The sequence below is a fragment of the Candidatus Villigracilis saccharophilus genome (genome assembly GCF_016711665.1).
In genome coordinates this window covers 77,869-93,685 of the sequence record NZ_JADJSO010000081.1, presented here as the reverse complement: position 1 = coordinate 93,685, position 15,817 = coordinate 77,869, and the positions used below count along the sequence as shown (strand labels likewise).

The following is a 15,817-nucleotide window of genomic DNA, read 5'->3' as shown; positions in this document are numbered from 1 at the left end:
GTGCTTGCTGTTGACTTTTTCGCCGGCATCAAGGATCTTTTCACCTGGTCAACTCAAAGAAGATGGCTTTCCCGCGGCTTCACCCATTTGATCTTGAAGTTGCTTCTCAAGTCTCTGGCCTTCCTTGGTGATGGGCTCCATCTGCTCGGCAATTTGTTCATCATAGCTTTGTTGAAGTGAAGCCTGCTTTTGTTTGAGATCGGAGATCTCGTGGTCGCGCTTTTGCTTGATCTCGGCGATCTTGGCATTGACGCCTGCCGCCTGTTCGCGCTCGGACACGGAAATTTCATCTTCCAAACGCTGCAAGGCTTTCTTGCGAGCATCCTCATCCACATAAGTAACGATGTATTGTGCAAAGTACAATACACGGTCCAGATTGCGACGTGAGACATCAAGCAGCATACCCATTTGTGATGGGATGCGGCGCGTATACCAAATATGCGCAACCGGTGTGGCCAGGGTGATATGTCCCATGCGCTCGCGGCGCACGGCAGAGCGCGTGACTTCCACACCGCACTTATCGCAGGTGATGCCTTTGTAGCGCGGGTTCTTATATTTGCCGCAGTAACATTGCCAGTCGCGTGTGGGTCCAAAGATGGCTTCACAAAATAGACCGTCTTTCTCTGGGCGTAAACGTCGATAGTTGATGGTCTCGGGTTTAAGAACCTCACCATATGACCATGACAGAATGGTCTGCGGCGAGGCTAAGCTGATACGGAGTGCGGTCAGTCCCTTAGTTTCCACTGGTACTCTCCTAAAAAAATAGTATTCGATTTTTTCTCTGAATTAATGCAGAGACAAACAAAGGCAAGCGCTTCGAGAATTTTTTCTGAAGCGCTTGCTTTTGTTGATCGATTTTAATATCCAATCTGGTGATTATACGCACACGCAGAATGCGCGTCAAGGGTTGTTAATAGTGAAGAGTCACTGATTTTAAGGTGGATTGGCGGTTTTGGCTGGGTTATCAGCGGATTTGGTCTACTTGGGAACTTCCCGCAACTGCAGATCAGAAAAAGCAATCGTGATCTTCGATTTTTCGCTTGGCTCCGCCACAAGATACAACTTACCCATTGTGAACTTTTCATCCTTGAATGAGGTGGCCATTACGCCATTTAAAAAGATACGAAAATTACCAGCATTACAGATGACACGCAGACGGTTGACCTCATTAAATCCAGGTCTCAAGGCTGTGTGATATGTCCATGCCATTATTTTATGAAAGACCAACTCTCCCGTATTATCTTTAGCAAAGGTTCCGAAAGTATAGGAAGCTTGCGCGGAAACGAGGAATCCATATCCGCCTTCAGAAGAAAAGCGGGTGTACAACCCGCCGCGAATCCACTCCTTATCGCCGCCGGTGAACTTGATGTTCACACCGGCATCAAAATCATCCCATAGCCCGGAACTTTTCAATAGATAATATGAATTCGTATGCGGGTCAAACGTACCCCGCAATTCCGGGGGTGAATTTTTGTGGAATGTTAGCTTTTCCGGATTAAGAGTTTCCCAACCAGGTATGATCTTTTTGCTGAAATCAGCGCCAAGGAGCAGGTCACCCATGTCAGGTTCGGGCGTTAGCGTCTTTGAAATACGAAAGGTTGTACCGCAAAATTCGCACGAAGCGAGATCTGTACTGACTACATGGGCGGGCAAAGCCGCTCCGCAGCTGGGACAGTTAAGCGCCTTCATGATCAGGGTGTCACCGTTGACGTTTCAGTGGGAGTTTCAGACGGCACGATAATCTCCAAAGTGGGAATCTGTGTAGGAGTGGGCGTTGGGGATGGGGATGGTGTCTCTGTCGGCGTAGACGGGGGCGGAGTGGCGGTAGGCAGGCTAAGGTTTAATGTGACACGCTTATCCACCTCGGCTTTGTCTCCAACCAGAGTTAAGCGCAAGGTAACGATCCCATTTGGAATGGCGGTTAGATCCCATGTAAAAAGCGTTCCATCCTTTACAGGATTATCGCTCTCGCTCAAAACAGACCATGAGCCGGGTTCCCCCCCCAGGCCGTATTCTAAAATCCATTTCTTGAATCCGCTATCTGCCGCAGCAGATCCCTTGATCTCCAAGATCGTGGATGTAATGACTTGAGCATCCGTCAGATTGATCTCGACAATTGGCTGTGGATCATTGGCGCTGCATTCGCGGTCCGGGGCGTAAATCGGATTGCGCGACAGACCATTATCTTCAAGCCAAAACTGACCATCGCCAGTTCCCAGCCAGTCACGCCCCCATTTGTCGGTCACATTCATTACCAGCTCTTCTGAGCTGGGACCTTTACAGGCATCGGATGCTTCGAGACCGGTCCACTTGTCAATTTTTACACGGCGTACAAGATCCTTCCCTGCAGGCAGCGGAGGCTGGTCGCTGGCATAAATCTCTGTATATTGCGACCCGCACGCGTTGGAAGGTTCAGTGCCCGAGATTCTGCATACGATCCTATCCATAATTCCGGCCGGCCGATTAAACGGAGTTGGTGCGCCATTGGTAAGATAAGGAACCGCGAACTCCATGAATTGACCCCAAATAGGCGCCGCACCGCTTAAGCCCGATGAATTGGTCATGGGGGTGTAATCTGCATTGCCGACCCATACACCAGTAACCAGGTCCGGGTTGTAGCCCATTGTCCAGTTATCGCGGATATCGTTGGTGGTACCTGTCTTTGCCGCAACGGGAAAAGATAAATTCAAAGCGGAGTGTCGTCCAAAAGTAAAAGCACGCGCCTCATTATCAGAGAGGATCGAAGAAATGAGATAAGCGTGTTCAGCGCGGATGACCTGTTCACCAGCTTTCGGGGCATATTCATCAATGATATTGCCGGCAAAATCCGTGATCCTGAGAATGGCAACGGGCGGCATACGTTGACCGCCGTTTGCAAAGACTGAATAAGCAGAAGTCATATCGATCAAACTGACGTCACCGCCGCCCAGCGTAAGGGGAAAGCCCGTAATCATTTCGTGTCAGTGATGTAATGCCAAGCTTTTCGGCCATGCCGATCATGCCTTCCTTCTCAGGCGTGTTCGGGTCATCATATATACCAATGAATTCAAGCGCTTTCACAGCGGGAATGTTAAATGAATTGGCAAGCGCGGTTCTCACGGTCAACGGGCCGTGGAATGTGCCATCATAATTTCTCGGTTCATAAGGCGGGTTGGCACCATCAGGGAATTGGGTTGGCACGTCCCAGATCAGTGTGGACGGGGTCCATCCCTTTTCAAAAGCCGCAATATATGTGAATGGCTTCATGGATGACCCCGGCTGGCGCGTAGGGCTCGTAGCCATATTCACCTGGCCGGCGATCTCCGCATTGTTAAAATCAGGGGAACCCACCATTGCAAGAATTTCGCCGGTGGATGGGCGAATGGCGACCAGCGCGCCGTTATGCGCGTTGCTGTCCACCATTGCGGCGACTTGATCAGTGACAAGTTGTTGGGCTTTATCCTGCATCACGGAATCGAGTGTGGTGTAAACCACAAATCCGGAGCGATAGATCGTTTGCGCATCATACTTTTCTTCAAGCTGGGACCGTACAAAATTAACCCAGTGTGGATATTTCGAATCAAATGACGGCGGGCGGTATGAATAAGCCTTCATTTCATTCGCGGCTTGCGTAGCCACAGTGGGATCAACGCAAACAGGCGTGTCGCTGTTGCTGACAGCGATGCAGTTTTGTGTATTGCTCAGGTCGAACATCAACACCAATACCTGCTGTTGGCGGATCAGGGTTCCATCCGGGTTGGTGTAAATATCATACACAGCCGGTGATTGCGGCAGCCCCGCCAGGAAGGCGGCCTCGCCAAGTGTCAACTCTTTTGCCGATTTGCCGAAGTAGGTTTCCGCGGCAGCTTCCACGCCATAAGCCAGGTTTCCATAATAGATCTCGTTGAGATAAAGTTCCAGGATCTCGTCCTTGGCATAGCGGCGTGTAATTTCAGCAGAGAGGATGATCTCGCGGGCTTTGCGGTTCACTGTGCGCTGGCTGCGTTCTTCAGGCGAGAGCAAAAGCGCGCGCGCTAATTGCTGGGTAATAGTGGATGCGCCGCCGCCCTGGCCGCTTGTGACGTAGTTCTGCCACAGGGCGCGGACAATGGCAATCGGGTCAAAGCCCGGGTTTGTATAGAATTCCTTATCTTCAGTAGCAATGGTGGCCGCGATCAGATTGGGTGAAATTTTTTCCAGGGGAATATAGTTGCGACGGCCCGCAGTGGGGTCAAGCAATTCATATAATAACTGGCCATTGCGGTCTAAAATACGCGTGGTCTGAAATTGCGAGGCGCGGTCACGCAAGGTACCTACATCGGGAAGAGTGCTCGCGATCAAATAGTATCTATAAACAAAATACGACCCCATCAACAGACCAATCACAAGCAAAGCAAAAACTGAAGCGATCAAACCACGCAGGAAACACCCCATGGTCCCGCGCCGGCGATAGAATGGGATTCTAGGTGTGGTATTCGGCTCAGTTGGCGGGAGGTATTTGGGCAGTTGTGGTGGAACCTGCCTTGAGGTCGGCTCATACGCGGCCCGCGTAACGCGCGTACCTTCCACGTCGATCTCATCCACGCGGCGCGGCAAGGGCATATTGTCCTTATCGAGAGCGGGGCGTGGAAAAGCGGGGGGCGTGGGGTTATAAACGCCCTGCGTCTCTTCTTCAGATTTTATAATTCGGCGTATTCGGTCGTTCTCTTCGTTGCTCATGTTTAATTACATCCACAGATTCACCCGTTCGGGCACACTGACGCGGATTGTGCAAACTTTAAAAATCAGCGCAATCCATGATAAAAATTTTATTTGGGTTTGCTCAACAGTAGTAAATTCAATGTTCCACGCTGGCAGACTTCATCATTTTGATTACGAGCTTCCACCGATGCGATCAAAGAACCGCCGCCGATACGCGGTAAAGCCTTCATTTCAACAATGGATAGGAGCGCATGTACCGTGTCTCCTATCAGAAACGGTTTTACGAATTTCCATTCATTAATCTCGCGGAAGGCAAGCACGGTTCCTTCGAGCAGACCGGTTTGCATGATCAGCCCGACGGAAATGGACATGCCCAGCAGTCCGTGCGCGATGCGCTGACCGAACTGGGTCTTGCTGGCAAACGCCGCATCTGTATGGATCTGATTGTAGTCGCCGGTCAACCCGGCGAATGAAAAGATCGCATCTTCGCTAATGGTACGCCCGGCGGTTTTTACCATTTGCCCGATCGTGAATTCCTCAAAGTAAAGTCCAGCCATGTTGCTCTCCTCGTGCTGTAGTCGTTAGTCTTGTAGTCCTTGCAATCGACCAGCCGGCTAACCGACCAGTGACTTGACTATATACTCAAATTATACCCGTTTGACCTGCCGCCGTTTCGCCCGTACAATATGTGCCATGCGTGATTGGTCCTTAAGCCTCGGCGACCCGCTATATCTTTCTCTGGCGGCGGACGCCCGTCTGTGTAAACCAGACTACGTCAATGATCATATTTGGGAAGTGGAACTAGGCGGGACAGATGTTGAGCGTTCCGCAGTATCCCTGAACACCACATTTGGACTACGCGCACGATCCATGCGCCTATATTTGCGCTTCACAGAAAATAACAACTCCGTTGTAGACCCTAACACCTTTATCACCAAACCGTCACTGCGCCGTTCCTATCCTAACTTCCTAACACTCGATTTTGTTCCCATCGAGAACCTAAACGTCACGACAGAATTCTGGGTTCCTGAATCCCATGCGGTGGCCGGACGCGTCATTCTCACCAACAAAAGCAACGCCATTCGCCAGATCCATCTGGAAGTATGCGCCGCGCTTGCTCCTTTAGATGGTCAATCCATCATCCCCACCCAACAACAATTAGTTAATATTCTGGCGGGACAAACCAGCGGAATCGCGCCTGTCATTTTTATGACAGGCGGCCCAAAACATGGTCCGGGGCCGCATTCCTCGCTCCTGCTGGAATTGGAACTTGGCCCCGGCGCAACAAGACAGATCACTTTTGCTGAGGCCGCACTGGATACCGTGCCCACATCCTTTGAACTTGCGCGCCGCAGCGCGGCGCGTCCCTGGGAAGCGGAACGCGCCCGCATCGAAATGCTGGATGCCGCGCAGACCCTGGACATCCGCACCGGCGACCCGGACTGGGACGCAGCGCTGGCGTTTAGCCAGAAAGCCGCACATGGATTATTCTTCAGCGGCAATGATCATTTACCCAACCCGTCTTTTGTAAACGCGCGTCACATGGACAACGGCTTTTCACGTAAAGGGGATGGCACCGATTACGCCCCCTCCTGGAATGGGCAAACTCCATTGGATGCCTATTACATCTCAAGCATTTTACACGGCGCGCCGCAAGTAACAAAAAAGCTCATCCTGAATTTTCTTGCCACACAAAACGAAAGCGGCGAAGTGGACAGTAAACCCGGACTCGCCGCGCAGCGCGGAAAATTGATCGCTGCGCCCTTGCTCGCTTCCCTAGCATGGAAATATTATCAGGACACACAAGACGATGCCTTCCTCGCCGAGGTATATCCCCAATTAATCAAATTCTTCTGGGTCTGGTTCTCACCCGAACATGACCGCAACCGCGACGGTGTGCCGGAATGGGACCACATCCTGCAAACCGGTTTTGATGATAATCCTGTTTTCGATGCGTGGGCCCCTTGGTCGCAGGGGTTGGATATTTCGCTGGTACACAGTCCGTCTCTGGAAGCCCTGCTGGTCCATGAAGCGAAGTCCATTGTCAAGATCGCAAGAATAATAGGCAGGCACGAAGAAGAAACCATGCTTGTGCAGTCACAGGCTGAACGGATCAAAATCTCACTGGTGGCTGGCTGGAATGCGGAACAAAGTTTTTATTCCTATCGAGACCGTGACTCAGGGCTGGGTTCCACGGGCAACGTCATCGCCTCGAAAAAAGGGGATGGAAACATGCGCCCTAAAGTTGAGTTCGAAAATGGCGTCCGCCTATTGATCGAGGTTCAGACCAAAAGTCCAGCCGCGAAGCGCCCCGAAGTGGAGATCAGTGAATACTTTACAAAATCCAAGGGTGAAACCGAGATCATTTTAGGGCATCAATTCCAATGGCGCAGCGGCGGACTGGTTGCGACGACTCAGAAATTATTTACGCGCGTTGGCAGGATCAGCGTTAGCGGCCTCGATAAAAACGACAAGATCGTTGTGAAAATAATCGATACGACTGGCGAAGATATCACGCTGGCACTGCCGCTTTGGGCAGGCGTTCCAGAAAAACAGCAGGCCCACGCCCTGATCGGGCGCAACTTGCTGATGGCAGATCGATTTGACCGGCCTTTTGGAATGCCCTCGCTCCCGCTCCTGCCGGACCCCGAAGCTGATTCGGTTGCAATGGGCGTGGCTTTCCCGTGGAATCAATTGATCGGCGAAGGCCTGCTGGCGTATGGATTCCGTGCTGAAGCCACCCGCCTGACCGCACACTTGATGAATGCAGTGATCCAAAACTTAAAACAGAACCGCGCCTTTTATCAACGCTATCATGCCGAAACAGGTGCGGGGATAGGCGAACGCAACTCACTGCATGGCTTTGCGCCTGTTGGATTGTTTATGCGAACACTGGGCGTGGCGATTCTTTCAGCCACAAAAGTAAAACTTGAGGGCAGGAATTTATTCCCCTGGCCGGTCACCATAAAATATAAAGGGCTGACCGTTGTGCGTGCGGCGGAGCAGACTGTGGTCACGTTTGCAAACGGGGAAAGCGCGATCGTGAAAAATGAACAGCCTTGCATCGTTGAGATGTAAGCTGCAAATACACATGCCTATTTTATTTTCTTTTGGGGAATTAATCTTAAGCCATAAATTTCATGATATAAAAATCATGCTTTTATATGAATGACTTTAATAATGTCACTTATCAATGCTGAGGCATTGTCTTGTCGCAACAAAAATCCCGTTGAACATCAAACTTAAAAAGATCACCTGTAAAGTCCACGTGCGCGCCTATACATGGCACGGCGCTTTTGCTTGAGAGCCGCAAATCGCACAATTAACAAGGAATAATTTTGGAGGGTCTGATCATGAACATAGCCATTCTTCACTACTCGGTTCAGCCCGTCGTGGGTGGTGTCGAAAGCGTCATCGCCCATCACGCGCGGATGATGTCAGCAAACGGGCACTCAGTCCGATTGATCGCGGCGCGCGGTGAGGCAATGAGCGCACAGATCCCGTTGATCACCATCCCCCTCGCGGATTCACGCCACGTGCGTGTGGCGAAAATGAAGGAAGAATTGGATCGCGGCGAGGTAACACAAGAATTCGAGGTGTTGCGCGCTGAACTCGCCGAACAATTACAAGCCGCCGTATCGGGCGTGGATATTTTGATCGTCCACAATATCTGCTCGTTGAATAAGAACCTCGCACTGACGGCCGCGCTTTATCAATTACATATCGCCGGAAAACTTCCGCGTCTGATCCTTTGGCATCACGATCTCGCATGGACAACACCACGCTATCAATTCGAATTGCATGAAGGGTATCCGTGGGACTTGCTTAAAACTGCCTGGATCGGGGCAGCTCAGGTCACTATTTCTGAAATGCGGCAAGAAGAGCTTTCCGATTTAATGAAGATCGAGCAATCCGCTATCCGTGTCATCCCCAACGGCGTGGATATGGGAAAGTTTCTCAAGCTGGAAGAACAAACTCTTGGGTATATAAAAAAGCTCGATCTGCTGCTGGCGAGCCCTTTACTCCTGCTTCCTGTTCGCATCACATCGCGCAAAAACATTGAACTCGCCCTGCAGATCCTGGCGGTATTGCGAATTGATCTTCCGTCTGCGCAGATAATAATCACAGGACCGCTCGGCCCGCATAATCCTGCGAACCTTCAGTATTTCGAAAAATTAAGTGCGTTGCGCGAAGATTTGGGATTAAAAAATTCGGCGCATTTTCTCGCCGAATTGACAACTGAATTCATACCCGACCGGGTCATTTCAGATTTTTATAAACTTGCGGATGCGCTTTTATTTCCCAGCTTTGAAGAAGGATTTGGCATTCCCATTTTAGAGGCAGGCTTTGCAGGCATTCCGGTCTTTTGCTCAGACATCCCTCCTTTAAAGAAACTGGGCGGCGTATTGGTAAACTTTTTTTCCCCGCAGGAAGACCCGGCCGCCGTGGCGAAAATGATCACCACTCATTTTATGAACAATAAAGTCTTTGGTCTGCGCAAATCCGTCCGTGAACAATTCACCTGGGAGCGTATCCATGCAGAAAAGATCGCTCCCTTGCTCAAGGAATAAAAGGAGAAACCATGTTCCCCATTCCGAAAAACGCTTTTATCGCAAAAGTCCTTGTGCCGGTCGTGTACGGGTGCGAGCAAAAATCCGCCATCCATGCCGCGCATGCGATCGCCGGTGACGAAAACGTCCTGCTTAGCGGTTTTATTTATGTCGCCAATGATCTATCACTCAGCACGGCGGCAGTTGACGCGCGCAAGTTGAGGCAAACTCTCAAAAAACTTTACAAAGTAAAGCGGGGGGATAAATGGGCGCAGGTCACCGTCTCACATAACCCATGGGAAGATCTGGTTAATATCGTGAAGCGCGAAGATATCGATCTTTTATTGCTTGAATGGCCCTGTCATTTTGAAGCCTTGAAGACCTCGGTTGCCGAGATATTTTCTCAAGCGCCCTGCAATATTGCCATTGTCAATCAACATATTGGATCGAACATCAGGGACATCCTGCTGCCCATTCGCGGCGGCCCGTACGCTGAATTAAGCCTGCGTATTGCATTATCCATTCGCAATACCAGCAGCGCGGAAATTTCATCACTGCACATTTTTCCGAATAACATAACAAGAGATCAGGATGTTGCCTTCAAGGGGGTCAACCGTGTTTTGAAAAGCCTGCCTGAAATTAAGTGGGAGGAAGTCGTTACGGATAATCCAATCAATGCAGTCTTCGAAGCTGCCAAAAAACATGACCTGCTCATCATGGGTGCATCCGCCCGCCCGGTTGACGAGGTCCCATCCATCGGACCTGTGGCCGAAAAGATCATGCAGGAAAGTCAGCATGGCGTGATCGTTGTAAAAACAAAATTACCTTATGAGGTCAATCCTGCCAGTGAAGAGGCGGGCCAGACCGCCATCTCCGTACTCGTGGACAAATGGTTCGCGGAAAACACATTTCACGCCGACGAGTTCGCGGACCTGAAATATTTGCTTTCACTGAAGGAAAAGCAAAACCTTACCATCAGCCTTGCGCTTCCCGCGCTTAACGAGGAGCAAACGGTTGGAAAAGTCATCAGAACGATCAAGAATGTCCTGATGAAACGTATTCCTCTGCTGGACGAGATCGTTTTGATCGACTCGAATTCAACCGACCGCACCCGCCAGATCGCAAAAAAAATTGATGTGCCGGTCTATATCCATCAGGAGGTATTGTCTCAATATGGCGCACGCAAAGGGAAAGGAGAGGCGTTGTGGAAAAGCCTGTACTGCACACGCGGAGATATCATTATCTGGATCGACACCGATATCGTTAACATTCATCCGCGCTTCATCTATGGATTGATCGGCCCGCTCCTGCTTCGGCCTGAAATTGATTTTGTCAAAGGGTTTTACCGCCGCCCATTAAAAGTCGGCAACAAGATGCAGGCCGGCAGCGGCGGCCGTGTCACCGAATTGACCGCCCGCCCGCTCCTCAATCTGTTTTATCCCGAACTCTCAGGCATGATCCAGCCGCTTTCAGGCGAATATGGCGGCCGTCGAAAAGTTTTGGAACAGATGCCATTCTTTTCAGGGTATGGTGTTGAGATCGGATTATTGATAGATATGCTTGAAAAATTTGGATTAAGGTCAATCGCCCAGGTGGATCTACAGGAACGCATCCATCACAACCAGCCATTGGAGGCATTGGGGAAAATGTCCTTTGCGATCATCCAGGCGGTCATCCGAAAACTCGAGGGCAAGTATGGGCAGAGCATGCTGGAGAATATCAACAAAACCATGAAGATGATCCGCCATGAACAGGATCGCTTCTTCCTCGACATCGAAGAGATCGCCGAAGGCGAACGCCCACCCATGATCGAAATTTCAGAATATCAACAAAGATAAATAATCCAGACCTCGGAGTTCTTGAAGAACTCCGAGGTCTTTTCACCTATTTATCGAGCGTCCACTTAAGTTGAAATTCCAACTCCTCTGAAGAATCACTGCGTTCATGTTCGATGTTGATGACGGCTGTGGCAGGTATGTAGATTCGTTCACCCGCCACCTGGATCTGAAACTTCTGTCCCTGCTCGATACAGTCGGCAAGACGCCGCAGTTTTTTGACGAACTGTTTGACAGGATAATTCTTCTCGATATCACGCTTGCGTTTTTTCTTTTGTGTTGCCATTTGCAGTCTCCTTATTCCATAGCTCCAAACCAGCCCTTTCGTTCCATCCACTTGACCAGTTCCAGCACGGGCGAAATTGTCAGGGAAAGGCCGAGTACGATCAACCAGTCCACTAGAGGCAGGCTGAACGTATTGAACGGTTCATGCAGAGCGGGCACATATACGATGAGCAGAAGCAAAACAATTTCCCAAACAATCGCCGTATTCAGCCATTTATTGGCAAAGGGTTTCTGAAACACCGAGTTCCGATCAGAGCGGAAGTTGTACGCCTTGAAAAACTGGATCAGCACCAGCGAGACAAAGGTCATTGTCATCGCCTCCACCTGACTGCGCCCGGAATTCGACGCCCAAATGAACAGGCCCAGATTAATGATCGTTGACCAGACTCCGCCCGCCACCATCAATGAAACGACGGGGCGGGTAAAAATCCCCGTGCGCGGATTACGCGGCTTGCGCTTCATCAAATCCTTTTCAGCCGGGTCAACTGCGAGAGCCAGAGCAGGTAAACCGTCGGTAGCCAGGTTGACGTACAGGATTTGCACCGCCGTCAGCGGGAGAGGCAGACCCAGCAACGCCGAACCAGCCATCAGCCCGATTTCGCCGATATTCGAAGACAGCAGGTACATCAGGTATTTCTTGATGTTGTCGAACACCCCGCGCCCTTCCTCCACCGCCGCCACGATCGAAGCAAAATTATCATCGGTCAACATCATCGCAGCGGCTTCCTTGGTGACGTCGGTGCCGGTGATGCCCATCGCAATTCCAATGTCGGCTTTCTTGAGCGATGGCGCGTCGTTCACGCCGTCGCCGGTCATCGCCACGATGTGACCGTTGGCTTGCAGCGCCGTCACCACGCGCAGTTTATGCGCCGGGGAAACACGCGCGTAGACCTCAATCGTCTCGACCTCGCGTTTGAATTCTTCGTCGCTCATTGCTTCCAATTCTGCGCCGGTCACAACGCGCCCTGTCTTGAGCAGACCCAATTCACGCGCCACCGCCTGCGCCGTTACGGGATGATCGCCGGTGATCATCACTGCCCGAATGCCGGCTTGCGCGCAAGTCGCAATTGCGCTTTTGGCTTCGGGGCGCGGCGGATCGATCATGCCTGCCAGCCCTAAAAATGTCATGCCCGTTTGCGCCGTTTCAAGTGTGGCATCTGCCTTCGTGGAAATCCCAAGCACGCGCAACGCCTCACCCGCCATATCCTGCGCCATCGCCAGCGCTTGTTTTCGCCCCGCGTCATCAAACCGTTTCACGCCGTCGGCGGTCAGGTGCCAGTCGCAGCTTTCCAAAATCATCTCTGGTGCGCCTTTGGCATACGCCGTCAGATTTCCATTTGTCTGATGCAAAGTGGTCATGCGTTTTGTTTCGGATGAGAATGGGATTTCCTGCACCCGTGGATATTCTGAGTCGAGCGACTCTTTCTGCAGCCCGGCCTTTGCCGCAGCGACCACCAACGCCCCTTCGGTTGGGTCGCCCTTAATCGACCATTCATTACCCGATTCATTTTCCACGTCACCGATCAGGTGTGTGTCAGATGCCAGCGTGGCGGCGGTCAATAGTTTTTGCAGACCAGTTGTCGGCGCGATGGCTCCGCTTCCGTTGAGTGAAAACTCGCCGACTGGCGAATATCCCGCTCCCGAAACTTTGAACAACTCCCCGGCGGCGAAAATTTTTCGTACGGTCATTTCATCCTTGGTCAGTGTGCCGGTCTTATCCGAACAAATCACAGAGGTGCTCCCGAGGGTTTCCACAGCGGGCAGGCGGCGGATGAGCGCGTTGCGCTTGACCATCTTTTGCACGCCGATCGCCAGCGAAATCGTGACGACAGCGGGCAGGGCTTCGGGCACAACTGCGACCGCCAGCGCAATGCCGAAGATGAGCATCTCGACGAAGGGCTGTCCGCGGAATAATCCCAGCGCGACGATGATGGCAACCACCACGAAAGCCGCACGCGCCAGCGCCGTACCGACCTTATCCAAATTGTGCTGGAGCGGAGTCTTGCCGGTCTCGACGGTTTGCAGAAGTTGGGCGATCTTGCCGAACTCGGTCTGCATCCCGGTGGCGACGACCAATGCCTTGCCGCGTCCGTAGGTGGCGGCGGTTCCGGCGTAGACCATGTTCTTGCGGTCGCCAACAGGCAGGTCGTTGACGGGAAGCGGCTGAATGTGTTTTTCCACGGCGACCGATTCGCCGGTCAACGCGGCTTCTTCAATTTGGAGATTCACTGCTTCAAGCAGGCGGGCATCGGCGGGCATGCGGTCGCCGGTATGCAGGATGACCACATCGCCCGGTACCAACTCACGCGCCGGGATTTTGACTTCCACTCCATCACGCAGAACGGACGCGGTGGGCGCCGCCATTTGCTTCAACGCTTCAATCGCGCGTTCGGCGCGATATTCCTGGATGAAGCCCAGTAGAACCGCGAACAATACGATCACCGCAATGGCAATGGACTCAATCCCGTGTCCCAGAAAAAGGGAAATGGCGGTCGCGCCAAGCAGGATCAAGATCAGGATATTCTTGAATTGATCGAACAGAATCTCCCATGCAGAGATGCGTTTCGCGGCCCGAATTTCGTTTGCGCCGTATTGCAGAAGTACGCTCGGCAGCATCCGCCTGACCCAATCCACCGGGCTGGCTCTTGAGATGGGTAAAGGCTTGCTCGATTGTCTGGATATGCCAGATTTTATTTGATTCCATAACTTTATTTTTTCACTCCTTTGGATGTATCCTGCAAATCGTCCTGGCGGGGGATGCGGGACTTGAATATTATGTTATCGAACAGGCAGATCAGCCCCCCCATAATAGCCAGGAGAATCACGCCAATGAAATCTGTTGCAAAGGCAATGATCTCCTCGAACCAGATGACCAGAGTTGTACCGCCTGCCCCGGTGGCAACGGCAGGCTTCCAGAGTTTTCGAAACGGGGGGAAATGGGGAACGGAATGCGGCTGGTTGGACATGGGAATCTCCTTTTTGTTTATCCATCAATCCGGAACTTTTTTCCATACGGACATTGCTTCCAGATTAACAAAAAAGACCACCGCCTAGAAAGGCGATGGTCTTGCGTTTTCTTTCAAACAGCCGGGAAATCTCTTTCCGTCTTGACGACTGTTTACCCAAAAAGCTGGGCGCTACTCCCCATCGGAGTAACTTGAATATACAACATAAACTGATACGAGTCAATTACACTATTGTTAAGATTTTGTGGGTAAGTTTGTCAGTCAGGCTTTTTTTGTTGTGCACTACATGCTTGTTTTTTTCGTAACGCGACACTGATCCATCATTTTTTACAGGAATTAATCACAGCCAGTGAAAGTCATGGTATAAAAAATTCAACGGAGTTCGCCATCGGATTGCATACATGACAAACACTATTCTCCTATTCATCGCCGGACTTGTTATTTTAATCCTTGGCGCAGAGCTTTTAGTGCGCGGCGCATCACGCCTGGCGGCGGCATTTGGCGTTTCGCCGCTTGTCATCGGGTTAACGATCGTAGCCATTGGAACAGCCTCGCCCGAGATCGCGGTCTCGATTCAAGCCGCGGCAAACGGTCAGGGGGATTTGACGCTTGGCAACGTGCTTGGTTCCAATATATTCAATATCCTCTTTATTCTCGGTGTTACATCAATTGTTGCGCCGATCGTGATCGCGGAACAATTGATCCGTAAAGACGCGCCCCTCCTGTTGGGCATATCCCTGCTTGCCTTTGTGCTCGCATTCGATGGGAATCTTGGCGCATTCGATGGAATCATTCTCTTATTGCTTGTGGCTATGTATGTATTTTTTGCATTGAAACAAAGCCGCTCCGAAAGCGAAGCGGTGCAAAAAGAGTATGCAGAAGAATATAAGCAGAAGGAATCACGCACCCAAAAAAGCATCATCATAAATAGCGCCTTTATCCTTGCCGGTCTTGGACTGCTTATATTAGGTTCAAACTTGCTGGTGGATTCCGCGGTCCGAATTGCAAAAGCACTGGGCGTAAGCGAACTGGTGATCGGATTGACGATCGTGGCGATCGGAACGTCATTGCCTGAAGTTGCCACTTCCGTGATCGCGGCTCTTAAAGGAGAAAGCGACATTGCAGTTGGCAATGCCGTTGGAAGTAATATTTTCAATTTACTTGGCGTGTTGGGAATTGGCGCGCTTGTTTCTCCAAACGGTATTTTTGTTGATCCCCAGGTCTTGCAGTTTGACCTGCCTGTCATGGTCTTTGTCGCATTGGTGACGCTGCCTGTCTTTTATATAGACAGCCGCATTTCGCGCCTTGAAGGCGGGTTGTTATTTTCATACTATGTTATTTATGTGATCTATATCATTATGCGCGCTGGCGGGAGCGCGTCTCTGACTTCAATGCAGTTGTTCATCACGTTTTTTGTCCCGACAACTTTTATTGCAATTGTGATCGCAGCGATGCGCTCATTAAAAACAAAACGGCAGGATAAATCCATTCGATGAGCAGC

11 protein-coding genes and 1 pseudogene are annotated in these 15,817 nt (G+C 51.1%); 4 read left to right on the top strand and 8 right to left on the bottom strand.

All coding sequences use genetic code 11. The features are described 5' to 3' along the window. Window positions 1-48 precede the first annotated feature (48 nt). From IPL17_RS25535 to IPL17_RS25515, 5 genes are all read right to left on the bottom strand, one after another. Window positions 49-744 (bottom strand): hypothetical protein, encoded by a 696-nt coding sequence (locus tag IPL17_RS25535; protein ID WP_345309912.1) that lies wholly within the window; start codon window positions 742-744, stop codon window positions 49-51. A gap of 234 nt (window positions 745-978) precedes the next feature. Continuing rightward, the gene (locus IPL17_RS25530; protein ID WP_345309911.1) at window positions 979-1,689 is read right to left on the bottom strand and encodes a hypothetical protein; all 711 of its coding nucleotides are present in this window, start codon (window positions 1,687-1,689) and stop codon (window positions 979-981) included. Window positions 1,690-1,691: 2 nt separating this feature from the next. After that, a complete protein-coding gene (locus IPL17_RS25525; RefSeq protein ID WP_345309910.1) occupies window positions 1,692-2,954 on the bottom strand; it encodes a penicillin-binding transpeptidase domain-containing protein in 1,263 nt (420 codons plus the stop codon). After that, the gene (locus IPL17_RS25520; RefSeq protein ID WP_345309909.1) at window positions 2,917-4,698 is read right to left on the bottom strand and encodes a transglycosylase domain-containing protein; all 1,782 of its coding nucleotides are present in this window, start codon (window positions 4,696-4,698) and stop codon (window positions 2,917-2,919) included. Before IPL17_RS25520 ends, IPL17_RS25525 begins: the two co-directional genes overlap by 38 nt. An 89-nt stretch (window positions 4,699-4,787) precedes the next feature. Continuing rightward, complete coding sequence (locus IPL17_RS25515; protein WP_345309908.1) at window positions 4,788-5,237, bottom strand: MaoC/PaaZ C-terminal domain-containing protein; 450 nt, start codon at window positions 5,235-5,237, stop codon at window positions 4,788-4,790. A gap of 136 nt (window positions 5,238-5,373) precedes the next feature. Here IPL17_RS25515 and IPL17_RS25510 point away from each other — a divergent pair, with 136 nt between their 5' ends. The 3 genes from IPL17_RS25510 to IPL17_RS25500 all read left to right on the top strand — a co-directional run bounded on the left by IPL17_RS25510 (window position 5,374) and on the right by IPL17_RS25500 (window position 11,068). Then, window positions 5,374-7,758 carry a hypothetical protein gene (locus tag IPL17_RS25510; RefSeq protein ID WP_345309907.1) on the top strand — a complete coding sequence of 795 codons (2,385 nt, stop codon included), beginning with the start codon at window positions 5,374-5,376 and terminating at the stop codon, window positions 7,756-7,758. A 275-nt stretch (window positions 7,759-8,033) separates the two neighbouring features. Then, window positions 8,034-9,251 (top strand): glycosyltransferase family 4 protein, encoded by a 1,218-nt coding sequence (locus IPL17_RS25505; RefSeq protein WP_345309906.1) that lies wholly within the window; start codon window positions 8,034-8,036, stop codon window positions 9,249-9,251. Window positions 9,252-9,262: 11 nt separating this feature from the next. Beyond that, on the top strand, window positions 9,263-11,068 hold the full coding sequence (locus IPL17_RS25500) for a glucosyl-3-phosphoglycerate synthase (protein WP_345309905.1): 1,806 nt from the start codon (window positions 9,263-9,265) through the stop codon (window positions 11,066-11,068). A gap of 46 nt (window positions 11,069-11,114) precedes the next feature. Here the strand turns inward: IPL17_RS25500 and IPL17_RS25495 are convergent, their stop codons facing one another. The 3 genes and pseudogenes from IPL17_RS25495 to IPL17_RS25485 form a co-directional block, all read right to left on the bottom strand. Further along, the gene (locus IPL17_RS25495) at window positions 11,115-11,351 is read right to left on the bottom strand and encodes an amphi-Trp domain-containing protein (RefSeq protein ID WP_345309904.1); all 237 of its coding nucleotides are present in this window, start codon (window positions 11,349-11,351) and stop codon (window positions 11,115-11,117) included. 11 nt (window positions 11,352-11,362) lie between these two features. Beyond that, window positions 11,363-14,054 (bottom strand): annotated as a pseudogene (locus tag IPL17_RS25490) (cation-translocating P-type ATPase). Between the two features lie 4 nt (window positions 14,055-14,058). Then, the gene (locus tag IPL17_RS25485) at window positions 14,059-14,316 is read right to left on the bottom strand and encodes a hypothetical protein (RefSeq protein WP_345309903.1); all 258 of its coding nucleotides are present in this window, start codon (window positions 14,314-14,316) and stop codon (window positions 14,059-14,061) included. A gap of 401 nt (window positions 14,317-14,717) precedes the next feature. Between IPL17_RS25485 and IPL17_RS25480 the strand changes: the two genes are divergently transcribed. After that, entirely contained in the window at window positions 14,718-15,812 is a 1,095-nt protein-coding gene (locus tag IPL17_RS25480) for a calcium/sodium antiporter (protein ID WP_345309902.1), read from the top strand. The last annotated feature ends 5 nt before the right edge of the window (window positions 15,813-15,817 follow it).

Bases quoted from the DNA above. Each gene is read 5' to 3' on its own strand.
- IPL17_RS25525 (WP_345309910.1), bottom strand. From the start codon at position 2,954: ATGATTACGGGCTTTCCCCTTACGCTGGGCGGCGGTGACGTCAGTTTG.
- IPL17_RS25505 (WP_345309906.1), top strand. From the start codon at position 8,034: ATGAACATAGCCATTCTTCACTACTCGGTTCAGCCCGTCGTGGGTGGT.
- IPL17_RS25530 (WP_345309911.1), bottom strand. From the start codon at position 1,689: ATGAAGGCGCTTAACTGTCCCAGCTGCGGAGCGGCTTTGCCCGCCCAT.
- IPL17_RS25480 (WP_345309902.1), top strand. From the start codon at position 14,718: ATGACAAACACTATTCTCCTATTCATCGCCGGACTTGTTATTTTAATC.
- IPL17_RS25510 (WP_345309907.1), top strand. From the start codon at position 5,374: ATGCGTGATTGGTCCTTAAGCCTCGGCGACCCGCTATATCTTTCTCTG.
- IPL17_RS25515 (WP_345309908.1), bottom strand. From the start codon at position 5,237: ATGGCTGGACTTTACTTTGAGGAATTCACGATCGGGCAAATGGTAAAA.
- IPL17_RS25485 (WP_345309903.1), bottom strand. From the start codon at position 14,316: ATGTCCAACCAGCCGCATTCCGTTCCCCATTTCCCCCCGTTTCGAAAA.
- IPL17_RS25500 (WP_345309905.1), top strand. From the start codon at position 9,263: ATGTTCCCCATTCCGAAAAACGCTTTTATCGCAAAAGTCCTTGTGCCG.
- IPL17_RS25495 (WP_345309904.1), bottom strand. From the start codon at position 11,351: ATGGCAACACAAAAGAAAAAACGCAAGCGTGATATCGAGAAGAATTAT.
- IPL17_RS25520 (WP_345309909.1), bottom strand. From the start codon at position 4,698: ATGAGCAACGAAGAGAACGACCGAATACGCCGAATTATAAAATCTGAA.